Genomic DNA, 13,315 nt, shown 5'->3' with positions numbered 1-13,315 from the left:
AGGTCATTATGGCGTCAATAAGGGATGTCGCACAACGAGCGGGCGTTTCTGTCGGAACGGTGTCACGCTATTTGAATGGACAGCAATTGAAGCAATCCAATATGGAAAAAATTGCTGAAGCTATTCAATCATTGGATTATCAAGAAAATATTATTGCCAAAGGTTTAAAAAACAACCGCAGCTTCTCGATAGGGTTGTTGATGAATAGTATTTCTAGCCGTTTTGGTTCCGAAGTTGTTTCTGGAATTGAAAAAGTAGCTGAGGAAAATGGCTATAGTTTATTGCTCAGTGGTTTTTCGAGTAGCGCTAAAAAAAGTGATGAGAAAATTGAATATTTATTGAAACATGCCGTGGATGGGTTGATCGTTTTCTTATCGGGGGAAGAATGGACAGATATTTTGAAACTGACACAAGTCAATGTACCTATTGTTTGTCTGAATAGCCCTGATATCGCTGCCGTTGCGGATGTTCTTTTATTGGATGACCGACAAAGCGTGCAAAAAGTGATTGAGCATTATATATCGATCGGGCATAAAAAGATTGGCTATATTGCAGCGCCTCAATCAGATTACACGGCTCGGGAGCGTTTGCTAGGTGCTGAAAATGCGATAGTTGAATCACAAGTGGAATTAGAAATAATTGTCGGCGATTATACACGGAAAAGTGGTTATTATGGCGCAAAGCAGTTGTTAGATTGGGGAGCAACAGCGATTTTTGTGAGTAATTATAATATGTCGATTGGTGCGTTGTCATGTTTTAATCAAGAAGGATTGGTTATCGGCAAGGATATTTCTTTTGGTCACTATGATTATCTATCGGAAGAAGATCAAAGTTTGCTCCCGCAAGTCACAATCAATCCACCTGCTGAAAAAATGGGGGAAAAAGCGGCTCAGTTGCTACTCGATAGAATCAAAAAAACAGATATAACTGAAGTAGCGAAGAAGCAAATCATTGTTATGGAAAACAAAGTATTGGGTTTTTAGAAGGAGGCAGAAAAATGGAAGTCCAATTTCCAGAAAATTTTTGGTGGGGGTCTGCAGCAAGCGGACCGCAAACTGAAGGACGTATAGCAGGAGATGGAAAAGGAGAGAATATATTCGATTACTGGTATTCAAAAGAGCCTGAGAAGTTTTTTGACCAAGTCGGACCTGATCAAGCATCTGAAGTATATCAAAAATATAAAGAAGACGTTCAGCTCATGGTTCAAACGGGACATAATTCTTTTAGAACATCCATTCAATGGAGTCGGTTGATTCCAGATGGCGTTGGTGCGATCAATCCTCAAGCTGTTGCTTTTTATAATCATTATTTTGATGAATTGATCAACAATGGAATCGAGCCATTTGTCAATCTGTATCATTTTGATATGCCGATGGGATTACAAGCTAAAGGTGGCTGGTTGAACCGTGAAACTGTCGATGCTTATGTAGAATATGCAAAAACCTGTTTTGCGTTGTTTGGGGATAAGGTGAAGAAGTGGTTTACGCATAATGAACCAATCGTTCCTGTTGAGGCAGGCTATCTTTATCAATTGCATTACCCAGAAGAAAGCAACTTAGCTCATGCTGTACAAGTCGGTTTTCACGAAGCGTTGGCTTCTGCTTTGGCAATCAAAGCCTATCGAGAGTCGGGACATTCAGGAGAAATTGGCATTATATTGAATTTGACGCCAAGTTATCCAAGAGACAGCAACAATCCGGAAGATGTTTGCGCTGCAAAGATTGCCGATGCCTTTTTCAATCGCTCCTTTTTGGATCCGGCTGTGAAAGGAACATTCCCTGAAGAGTTGGTCAAAATTTTGAAAGAATTATCTATAGTACCTAAAATGCAGGAGAATGATTTAGCGGTTATTCAAAATAATACAATCGATTTACTAGGAATCAACTATTATCAGCCACGGCGAATCAAAGCAAAGGAATCAGCTGTTGATCAAAATGCTGCCCCAATGCCAGAAGATTATTTCGATATTTATGATATGCCTGGGAAAAAAATGAATCCATATCGTGGGTGGGAGATTTATGAAAAAGGTATTTATGATATTTTGAGCAATGTACGTGATAACTATGGCAATCTTCCATGTTTTATTTCTGAGAATGGGATGGGTGTTGAAAATGAGTCCCGCTTCTTAGGTGAAGATGGTATGATCCATGATGATTACCGTATTGAATTTGTTCGTGATCATTTGAGATATGTGCATCAAGCGATTCAAGAAGGTGCCAATTGTTTGGGGTATCATATGTGGACATGCATGGATAATTGGTCGTGGACAAACGCATATAAGAATCGATATGGCTTTATTTCGGTTGATTTAGAAAACAATCGGAAACGAACCATCAAAAAATCTGGATATTGGTTTAAACAAGTATCCGAGAAAAATGGATTTTAAATATATATTGAAAAAGCATTTTGCATATATTGTGTAAAGTGCTTTTTTTTTGATAGTGGTTGATCTTTTTATGAAAATGATTATTTAACGTAGGGAATTTTAAAATACGTGGTTTAGTCATATTCCGGTATAGTTGGGCTTATCTGTCGCTTTCGAAGTATATGGCGGGAAGGGAAACTATGGGAGAAATAAACGGGTAGTAGAAGTGCTTAATCCTGGACTAAGTATTCAGTCCAGGATCCGGTCAAATATTTATTTTAGATAGATCAATCGATGCAAAGCGCAGATCATTGATATTTAAGAAGTGTTTCGCAACTAGTACAGTCCCGCCAAACAACGGGGCTTGGTCACCTAGTGGACTGTTTTTGATTTTGGCGTTTTTAGTGAATTGGCTTGTCAGTTTTTGTTGTAGAGCGAGAAGTAGACTTGGAATTTTACGATAAACGGAACTGTTGATATAAACTTCTTCCGGATCAGAAAAAGTAATAACGTTATTCAAGCCAATACTAAGAAATTCAACATTCTGTTGTGCCAATTCGATTGCTGCTTTTTCTCCGGCATGATAGGCTTCTGCAAAAATATCAGAATTGACAACGTTAGTTTTTGTATATTGACCATATGTATCAAATAATACTTTATTTGAGGCATACTGCTCTAAACAACCTCGATTGCCGCAAGGACACAAATTGCCGTGAGGAAATAGCGTAGAATGGCCAACTTCTCCAGCCATGCCGTGGGTACCGGTTTGCAATTGACCATTAACGATGATCCCGACACCTATGCCGCTATGGACGCTGACGCTCAATAAATTTACTGAATCAGAAGAAAAACAATATTCGCCTAAAGCAGTTAAATTGGCTTCGTTCTCAATATAAACATCAGTATTGTATTTTTGGCTGAGAGGGGTAATCAGGTCAAAGTTTTCCAAGTCATAGTAAGGTGTAAAGGAAATGTTTCTATTGTGTACGATGCCATGGATCGCAAGACAGATTCCGACTAAGCCATGCGGGGTTTTCGGCATTTGTGACCAGAATTTTTTCATCATTGCATCGATCGTTGCCAGCACATTTTCTTTTGTAATCAATTCATTGGAGTGATCGGCCGAAGCAATCATTTCTCCATTGATATAAGAAAGCATCCCCCGAACATAGTTATAACCGATGTCAAAAGTCACAGCTAAGCTGCTGCGATGATTAAATTGCAATTGAATTGGTTTTCGTCCACCAATCGAAGTCGAATCACCGATGCCGACTTCTCGGACGAAATCTGTTTCAATTAGTTTTTTGGTTATTTGAGAAACAGACGCTTTATTAAGATTGGTCAAATTTGAAACTTCAGCTCGCGAAATATGTTCATTATCAATGATCGTCTTTAATACAGCCGCTTCATTTTGTTCCCGTATGCCCATTTTATTGATAATCATTTGTTCTCCTCTTCGTAGTTGTAATTAGTGTTAGTTTACCGTGCAAATTAATATTCTGCAAGCTGAAGAACGAAGAAAAGAAAAAGAGACAGAGTTAAATGGGACTATTGGAGAAAAAAGATACGTAAGGATCTTTGAAAGCGCTTGACATGTCGTCGAGAATCGTTTACTATCCAATTAGTTAGTTTTGAATGCTAATTAACTGATTAGCAAATCAATGGTTGATTGCATCAAATAGAGGAAGGAGAGAAGATATGGCTTATTTTTTAGGGTTAGATTTAGGAACAAGCGCATTAAAAGGTTTAGTTTTTGATCAAACTGGAGAACTACAGGCAACAGCAAGCTCAGAATATCCACTGGCATCACCTAAACCTGGGTTCAGTGAGCAAGAGCCGATACACTGGCAAGAAGCAGCTGATACAGTGATTCATACATTGATCCAACAGCTTCCCCAATTGAAGAATGAACTGATTGGTATTAGTTTTTCCGGTCAAATGCATAGTCTTGTTTTATTGGATGAGGCGAACCGAGTGATCCGTCCTGCAATCTTGTGGAATGATGTTCGTACCACAAAACAATGTCAGCAAATCATGGCATCATTTGGGGAGGAAGTACAAGCAATCACAAAAAACATTGCTCTGGAAGGATTTACTTTACCCAAAATTTTGTGGGTACAAGAACACGAGCCTGAAAACTGGCAGCAAGTCCGTCATTTAATGTTGCCAAAAGACTATCTGGCTTTCTGGCTGACTGGCAACTATTCAATGGATTACTCGGATGCGGCTGGTACGCTGCTGCTAGATATTGAAAATAAACGCTGGTCTGAATCAATCATGGAAAAGTTTGCGATAGACCCAGATGTGTTGCCACCGCTTTTTGAATCGACAGCACCTGTAGGTAAGATGCGGACTGAGTTGCAAGAAGCTTTTGGGTTTGAACAAGAGATAACGATTTATGCAGGCGGAGCAGATAATGCCTGTGCGGCATTAGGATCAGGAATTATTGCAGAAGGTATCGGTATGGTATCCATCGGGACCAGTGGTGTCTTCTTATCCTTTGAGGAAGCGCAGGATGTTGATTATCAGGGCGATTTACACCTATTCTGTCATGCAGTTACAGACAAGTTGTACTCAATGGGTGTCACCTTAGCTGCAGGAAATTCATTGAGTTGGTACCGTGACACTTTTGCACCACACCAAGAATTTCCTGAGTTGTTGAGAGAAATCAGCGAAGTGAAGCCTGGGTCAGAAGGTCTACTATTTACGCCATATATTGTGGGAGAACGTACCCCGTATACTGATAGCCAAATTAGAGGAAGCTTTATTGGCATCGATACTAGACATCGTGCCAAACACTTTAGTCGAGCTGTTTTAGAAGGGATCACCTTCTCTTTGAAAGATTCTCAAATGATTATGGAAGAGCGAGCCCATCGTAATTTCTCTCGCATCATTTCAGTAGGAGGCGGCGCCAAAAATGATGACTGGTTACAAATGCAAGCGGATATTTTTAATGCAGAAATGCTCACACTAACGACGGAGCAAGGACCTGGAATGGGGGCAGCCATGTTAGTCGCTATTGGTAGCGGCATATATCCAGATGCAGCGTCTTGTGTAAAATCTTTCGTTAAATATGGGAAAGTCATAAAGCCAATCCCTGAAAATGTCATAAAATATCAACAAATTTATGACATCTATCGCACGGTTTATTCGCAAACTGCACCAATCTGTTATGCCCTTGCTCAAATTAATGAATAATAGCCCAAATTTTGCAAGAACTTGAATTATATCACACAACTTAAGTTAGTTAGTTTGTTACACTAAAAAATAAAAATGGAGGTAACACAAATGACTTATTTCCCAGAAATCGAAAAAATCCAATATGAAGGTCCCACAACAGAGAATATGTTTGCATTTCGCCATTATGATGCAGAAGAAGTCGTCTTAGGCAAAAAAATGAAAGATCATCTTCGTTTCGCGATTGCTTATTGGCACACAATGACTCAAGATGGTTCTGATCCCTTTGGCGCACCGGTGAATAAGCGGACGTGGATCGGTGAAACTGAGATGGACACAGCGAAAAATCGTGTAGAAGCATTCTTCGAGATTTGTGAAAAATTGGGGGCAGAATTCTTTTGTTTCCATGATGTCGATGTTGCACCATCAGGAGATACTTTGGAAGAGTTTTTCCAAAACTTAGATGAAATCACCGATTTGATCAAAGAAAAAATGGATCAAACAGGCATTAAATTATTATGGAATACAGCGAATATGTTTTCACACCCACGTTTTAACAATGGCGCAGCGTCAACCAATAATGCTGAGGTATATGCATATGCAGCTGCGCAAGTCAAAAAAGGGTTGGATATCTCAAAAAAATTGGGCGGCGAAAACTATGTCTTCTGGGGTGGACGAGAAGGATATGAAACCTTATTGAATACCGATATGAAATTTGAACAAGACAACATTGCCCGCTTATTTAAAATGGCGATTGCTTATGGAGAGAAGATCGGTCATAAACCACAATTTTTATTAGAACCAAAACCGAAAGAGCCGTCAAAACATCAATATGACTTTGATGCAGCCACAACAATGGCCTTTATTCAACACTACGGGCTTGAAGGTGACTTTAAATTGAATTTAGAAGCAAACCATGCGACATTGGCAGGTCATACTTTTGAACATGAAATTGCAGTTGCCCGCAGTTATGACGCATTAGGATCGCTTGATGCCAACCAAGGAGATATGCTGTTAGGTTGGGATACGGATGAATTTCCGACAAATGTCTTTGATTCAACATTAGCGTTGTACGAAGTATTAGAAAATGGCGGGATCGCTCCTGGCGGGATCAACTTCGATTCGAAAGTTCGCCGCTCATCTTTTGAGATGGAAGATTTGCTGTTGGCACATATCGCTGGTATGGATACGTATGCCCGCGCATTAAAAGCGGCAGCAAAACTGAAAGAAGATCGTTTCTTAGATGAATTAAAAGAAAAACGTTATGCTTCTTTCCACGAAGGTATTGGTTCAGCTATTTTGGCAGATAAAGAAGATTTAGAATCTCTCACAGCGTATGCTTTAGATCATGATCAAATTGAATTAGAATCTAGCCATATCGAATATGTGAAATCCCGATTGAATGATTATTTGTTCTAATGGTTAACTGTCGTTCTTAGGAACGGCAGTTTTTTCACCTAAAGAAAGTCGTGAAAAATCACTATCCTAAAAGAGTCAAACTATGATACGATTAAATGTAACCGGTTTATTCCGGTGCTGGAAATGAAGGAGGAAACTGAATGTTTCATACAGAACTAGACCCTTTTCCAAAGGATTTTTTATGGGGAGCAGCCTCAGCAGCCTATCAAATTGAAGGGGCGTGGGCAACAGATGGCAAAGGACCCTCAATTTGGGATACCTACGCACAAATACCTGGCAACACTTTCGAAGAAACGGATGGTAGAGTGGCGATAGATCATTACCACCGTTACAAAGAAGACGTTGCTTTAATGAAACAAATGGGGTTGAAAGCATATCGCTTTAGCGTGGCGTGGTCACGTATCTTCCCTGATGGTGAGGGACAAGTCAACGAAGCAGGACTCGATTTTTATGAAAATTTGGTGGATGAATTATTGCAGCATGGGATCGAACCAATATTAACGCTTTATCATTGGGATTTGCCGCAAGCTTTGCAAGATAAATATCAAGGGTGGGAAGGTAGAGAAACGGCGGCGGCTTTTGAACGTTACTGTCGCGCACTTTATGAACGTTTAGGAGAAAAGGTGACCTATTGGGTAACTATGAATGAGCAAAATGTGTTCACATCATTAGGCTATCGTTGGGCAGCCCATCCACCGGGATTAAAGGATCTCAAACGCATGTATGCTGCAAACCATATCATCAACCTTGCTAATGCGAAGGCAATCAATCTATTTCGTGAACTTGTTCCCCATGGCAAAATCGGACCAAGTTTTGGGTATGGACCAATGTATCCGTTTAGTTGCGATCCTGAAGATGTTTTGGCAGCTGAAAATGGTGAAGCTTTTAATAATTCCTGGTTTTTAGATGTCTACTGTAAAGGAGTGTACCCTAAATTTGTCTATAAGCAATTAGATAAAGTTGGGCTCGCGCCAGTTGTGACCGATGAAGATCAAGCAATCTTAAAAACAGCTAAACCCGACTTTCTAGGCATTAACTATTACCATGGTGGGACGGCGCAGCAAAACAACTTCCAAAAACAACCCGCTGAAAAGAAAGCATTCTCTAAAGTAGATCCATACCTGATGCAAGCGGCTGACGGTGCCTTCTCGCCAGAAGAAACTATGTTTGCTACTGCTGAAAATCCGAACTTGACGAAAACAGAATGGGGATGGGAAATCGATCCAGTTGGCTTCCGTGTGGCATTAAGAAGAATCCAAGCCAATTATGACTTGCCGATCTTTATTACAGAAAACGGTTTGGGAGCAATCGATCAGTTGACAAAAGACAAGAAAATCCATGATCCATATCGCATTACCTATCTGCAAGAACATTTGCTTGAAGTGCAAAAAGCGCTTACAGATGGGGTGGAGATCCTTGGTTATTGTGCGTGGTCATTTACAGATTTATTGAGTTGGTTGAATGGGTATCAAAAGCGGTATGGATTTGTGTACGTCGATCGTGACAATCAAAGTGAACGTCAGTTAGAACGTATTCCAAAAGATAGTTTCTATTGGTACCAAGAAGTGATAAGAACAAATGGCGCCAGTTTGAACAGTCATACCTAAAGAATTGAGGAGTAAATGAACATGGAGGTGGAAAGATGCGTCAAGTTTTGATCGTTGATGATGAAGCTTCGATTCGAAACGGGCTACCCATGATCATCGATTGGGAAAGCTTAGGCTATCAGATTATTGATTCTGCTGAAAACGGGGAAGTTGGGTTGGAAAAAATTCGGGCACTAAAACCGGATGTTGTCATCGCGGATATCAAAATGCCTGGTAAGAATGGATTAGAAATGGTTCAGGCAGCAATTGCAGAAGGGCTCTTATTTTATGCAATTATTTTATCAGGCTATTCAGATTTTGAGTATGCGAAACAGGCTTTACAACTTGGTGCGGTCACCTATTTACTAAAGCCGATCGATGAAGAAGAACTGATCGATATTCTGACAAAAATCGATCAAAAGGCGAAAACGGATCATCAGAAAAATCAAAAGAATCAATTGATGGATAAGTTGTTTGGCGGGGATAAAACTGGTGTCAAACAGGCACAATTTATCAAACTATTGCGCGTACCAGAAGAAGCCAATGGCCGAAAATTGTTTGAAAAATTATCTGAACAGGTCACACAAGCGATACCATTGATCCATCGTCATCACCAATATCTGGTCCTTTTGAACGAGGAACGCTTTCCTGATGAGGAGATCGACAAATGGTGCTGTAAGTTGATGAAGACAGAAGAAGTATTGATATCACGCTGGTTTTTGGCACAAGATAACCTCAAGTCATTGATGGTCGATATTCAGACATTGAGCAAATTGATTTTCTTGTATCCCAATCAAGTGATTTCGCATCATGTCCTTGAGACGGATCATGAAGGTCAAAATCGTCTGCAGATACGAGAGGAGTTAGTTACTGCACTTCTCACGAATCAACCTTTGCAAGCGTTGATCACGGATTATTATCAATCATTTTATCAGTCTTTAGCTTTAGAAGAAGAAATCAAATGGCAAATCAATGGAGATATCGAATGGATGCATCATCAAATCCAAGAGAAAGTAGCATTAGATGTGGAGTGGTCGGCCGATGAATTGCATCAGCAAATTTTTTTGGCACAAACGTTCCCTATGTTGCAAGCAGTCATTTCTGAGAAATTAAAACAGTGGCAAGCAACGATTGCGAGCAATTTGAATCAAATCGATATTATTAATGAGCTGATCCAATACACCAAAAAGCACTATAAAGAAGATTTGACATTAAAAAACATTGGCGAGCATTTCAACTATAATAGTGCATACTTAGGCAAAAAATTTCGCAGAGAGACTGGGATGAACTATCTGGCTTTTTTAGATAAAGTACGCATGGAAAAAGCTGTAGAAATTTTGCGCCATTCCAATCTAATGGTCTATGAAGTGGCGGAGTTGGTGGGCTATAGCAATGTTGATTATTTCTACAAAAAATTCAAGCAATACCATCATGTGTCGCCGAATGAATTTCGAAAAAATGAATAATCTATGAGATGTCCGAAATTTTCGGACATCTATTTTTTAGGGTAACGATGACTAAATTGCTTGGTAGGTTTTCTTTTTTTTCTTTTATATAATTTAGATGAAACTGTAAGCGCTTTTTGAACGGAGGAGGATGAATGGAAAATGTCCGCTTGTGCTTTGATGTAGGTGGAACCTATATCAAATATGGCGTGTTCACTGAAGAGAATCAATGGCTGACACGCGGCAAAATGAAAACACCGAATAATACCCGTGCAGAATTTTTTGATATCTTAACTGCCAAAATCACTGAAGTTGAACAAGATGCATCAATCGAAGGGATTGGGCTGAGTTTTCCAGGCTTCATTGATACGACCAATGGCATTGCGATCATGGCAGGCGCCCTTGAATCACTGCACGGTTGTCACGTGATCAAAGAATTAAAGGCGCGTTTGGCGAAGCCTTACCCTATATGGATCGAAAATGATGCCAGATGTGCTGCCTTAGCAGAACTTTCTTCGGGGAACGCCACACATGTACAAGATTTCGTGATGCTCACCTTAGGTACTGGTATGGGTGGTGCGATCGTTCATCAACGACAACTGATCCACGGAAATGGATTTCGAGCAGGTGAATTTGGGATGATGATCACAGATTTTCAAGCCTCCTCTTTTGCGACTTTACATGATTTGGCATCAACCAGAGGTCTGATCGATGCATATCGGCGAAAAAAAAAGATTGCTGAATCAGAAGAGATTTTAGGTGAGACAATCATGGCGCAATGGCGCAAAGATCCTGAGACACAACTGGTTGTGAGGCAGTGGGCGCATTATGTCGCATTAGCCATCTATAATTTGGCTGTGACGATCAATCCCGAAAAGATCTTGATTGGCGGCGGTATTAGCCAAAATACCGATCTCTTACCCATTATTAATCAAGCAATCAAAGAAAACCCCCATTGGGCGGATTTTCAAGTACCAATTGAAACATGTCATTATCATAACGATTCTGGCTTATTGGGGGCTTTAACATTAATTGAACAAGGAGGAAAAAAATGAAATTTTCAGATGGCGGCTGGTTATTCCGCGAAGGATTTGATGTAAAGTTTGCGGTCCATGTGTATGATGCCCGCAAAGAAGAGAACAAACTGGTCTTATACTTACCTTATAGCTATGTTGGGCATAAAGGAGCCACACTTGATGGCGGACTTTTAACAATGGAAGTCACTACACCTAGAAGAAATATTATCGGCGTTACCCTTTATAATTACAAAGGCGTACAAGCCAAAACGCCTGAGTTTGAATTAACAACAGAAGCAATCACACCGGACATTTCAGAAGACGAAGGATCGTATGTGTTTCGTTCTGGCGACCTACAGGTGGTCATTACGAAAGGTGAAAACATCACAGCTGATTTTTATTATAAAGAGCAATTGATTACACAAAGCAAGCCCCGCAGCAAAGCGCTGGTAATCGATCCGCAAGCACACACACACATCAGCGAACAGTTGACATTAGATGTCGGCGAGACAATTTATGGTTTAGGTGAACGTTTCACGAACTTTGTGAAAAACGGTCAAAGTGTGGATATTTGGAACGCCGATGGCGGAACGGGAACTGAACAAGCCTATAAAAATATTCCTTTTTATTTAAGCAACAAAGGATATGGTGTATTCGTCAATTCACCAGATCGTGTCCAATTTGAAGTCGGCAGTGAAAAAGTTTCTCGTGTTCAGTTCAGCAACCCTGGGCAATCATTGCAATATTTTGTGATTGCTGGTGATGATTTGAAACAAGTCATTCAACGGTATACGGATCTGACTGGTAAACCCGCTTTGCCCCCTGCCTGGTCTTTCGGCCTATGGTTAAGTACATCTTTCTTGACTGATTATGACGAACAGACGGTCACTGCATTTGTGGATGGAATGGCAGAACGCGACATCCCGCTAGAGGTGTTTCATTTCGACTGCTTGTGGATGAAAGAGTATGAGTGGTGCAATTTTACTTGGGATGAGAGGACCTTTCCAGAACCCGAAAAAATGCTGCAACGTTTGAAAGACAAAGGACTAAAAATCTGTGTCTGGATCAATCCTTATATTGGACAAAAGTCGCCGCTCTTTGACGAAGGAATGGCTAACGGTTATTTTTTGAAACGCGAGAATGGCGATATATGGCAATGGGATAAATGGCAGGCTGGTTTGGCAATAGTAGATTTTACGAACCCTGAAGCAGTTGCTTGGTACAAAAGCAAACTAACTACCTTATTAGATATGGGCGTTGATTGTTTTAAGACCGATTTTGGTGAGCGGATCCCTACGGATGCGGTGTACTTTGACGGTTCTGACCCAGAAAAGATGCACAATTATTATGCTTACTTATACAACAAAGTTGTGTTTGATTTGTTAAAAGAAGTCAAAGGCGCCTCTGAAGCAATTGTTTTTGCTCGAGCAGCTTCCGTCGGTTCGCAACGATTGCCAGTCCATTGGGGCGGCGACAGTACCTCAGATTATCCGTCAATGGCTGAATCACTGCGTGCAGGTTTGTCCTTTGGTATGAGTGGATTTGGTTATTGGAGTCATGATATATCTGGTTTTGAAGCCGGGGCAACACCAGATCTATATAAAAGATGGACCCAATTTGGTTTATTGTCTTCGCATAGTCGTTATCATGGCAGTTGGGAATACAAAGTGCCTTGGGTCTACGATGAAGAAGCAGTTGCTGTGTCCAAAGCCTTTACCAAATTAAAACTATCATTGATGCCTTACTTGCAAACACAATCTGTATTGACCGCCAAGACCGGTCTTCCGATGATGCGGGCGATGGTCTTAGAATTTCCCGAAGATCAGATGACCCATCATTTGGATCGTCAATATATGCTAGGAGAGCATCTTTTGGTAGCACCGATTTTTAATGATCAAGGAACTGTTTCTTTTTATGTGCCCGATACCAAAGGGTATTGGATCGATTATTTATCTGGTAAGGCGTATGAAGGCGGCCGTTGGTACCAAGAAACATATGACTACTTCCACTTGCCGTTATTGGTGCGGCCTAGTCATATCATTATCGAAGGCTTCCAACAGACAAAAGCAGTCTATGACTATGCGCAAAATCCGACGATTCATCTCTTTGATCCGCAAGAAGACACTGCTGCTGAGATTTACGACCATCACGGCAGCTTGATAGGCAGTGTGAAGGTGAAAAAAGAAGACGCTCAGTTACATGTTGAATTAACTGGGATCGAAGAAGCAATCTTGCGCATCCATACGATCGAGGGTGAAACAACCCATCAGTTGACTTCTGCAAAAGCGATCATAGAGGAGGCCTAGC

9 protein-coding genes are annotated in these 13,315 nt (G+C 40.6%); 8 read left to right on the top strand and 1 reads right to left on the bottom strand.

Annotated features, from left to right (window positions below; translation table 11 throughout):
• The first annotated feature begins 8 nt into the window (after window positions 1–8).
• A complete protein-coding gene (locus IGI41_RS12335; RefSeq protein WP_430610067.1) occupies window positions 9–983 on the top strand; it encodes a LacI family DNA-binding transcriptional regulator in 975 nt (324 codons plus the stop codon).
• Window positions 984–997: 14 nt separating this feature from the next.
• Window positions 998–2,386 (top strand): glycoside hydrolase family 1 protein, encoded by a 1,389-nt coding sequence (locus IGI41_RS12330; RefSeq protein ID WP_430610066.1) that lies wholly within the window; start codon window positions 998–1,000, stop codon window positions 2,384–2,386.
• Between the two features lie 244 nt (window positions 2,387–2,630).
• On the opposite strand, the gene IGI41_RS12325 is transcribed toward IGI41_RS12330, so the two are convergent.
• Window positions 2,631–3,809 carry an ROK family protein gene (locus tag IGI41_RS12325; protein WP_430610065.1) on the bottom strand — a complete coding sequence of 393 codons (1,179 nt, stop codon included), beginning with the start codon at window positions 3,807–3,809 and terminating at the stop codon, window positions 2,631–2,633.
• 254 nt (window positions 3,810–4,063) lie between these two features.
• Here IGI41_RS12325 and xylB point away from each other — a divergent pair, with 254 nt between their 5' ends.
• The 6 genes from xylB to yicI all read left to right on the top strand — a co-directional run bounded on the left by xylB (window position 4,064) and on the right by yicI (window position 13,314).
• The gene (xylB, locus tag IGI41_RS12320) at window positions 4,064–5,563 is read left to right on the top strand and encodes a xylulokinase (protein WP_430610064.1); all 1,500 of its coding nucleotides are present in this window, start codon (window positions 4,064–4,066) and stop codon (window positions 5,561–5,563) included.
• Window positions 5,564–5,653: 90 nt separating this feature from the next.
• Window positions 5,654–6,961 carry a xylose isomerase gene (xylA, locus tag IGI41_RS12315; RefSeq protein ID WP_430610063.1) on the top strand — a complete coding sequence of 436 codons (1,308 nt, stop codon included), beginning with the start codon at window positions 5,654–5,656 and terminating at the stop codon, window positions 6,959–6,961.
• Window positions 6,962–7,101: 140 nt separating this feature from the next.
• Window positions 7,102–8,568, top strand: a complete 1,467-nt coding sequence (locus IGI41_RS12310; protein WP_430610062.1) for a glycoside hydrolase family 1 protein — start codon at window positions 7,102–7,104, stop codon at window positions 8,566–8,568.
• Window positions 8,569–8,603: 35 nt separating this feature from the next.
• Window positions 8,604–10,013 carry a response regulator transcription factor gene (locus IGI41_RS12305; RefSeq protein ID WP_430610061.1) on the top strand — a complete coding sequence of 470 codons (1,410 nt, stop codon included), beginning with the start codon at window positions 8,604–8,606 and terminating at the stop codon, window positions 10,011–10,013.
• Between the two features lie 134 nt (window positions 10,014–10,147).
• Entirely contained in the window at window positions 10,148–11,047 is a 900-nt protein-coding gene (locus IGI41_RS12300) for an ROK family protein (RefSeq protein WP_430610060.1), read from the top strand.
• Window positions 11,044–13,314 (top strand): alpha-xylosidase, encoded by a 2,271-nt coding sequence (gene yicI, locus IGI41_RS12295; RefSeq protein WP_430610059.1) that lies wholly within the window; start codon window positions 11,044–11,046, stop codon window positions 13,312–13,314. Before IGI41_RS12300 ends, yicI begins: the two co-directional genes overlap by 4 nt.
• The last annotated feature ends 1 nt before the right edge of the window (window position 13,315 follow it).

The organism is Enterococcus sp. DIV0876 (assembly GCF_050529585.1).
Classification (GTDB): domain Bacteria; phylum Bacillota; class Bacilli; order Lactobacillales; family Enterococcaceae; genus Enterococcus_D.
Note: the sequence above shows the minus strand (reverse complement) of the source record. Positions and strands in the feature narration are given on the sequence as shown.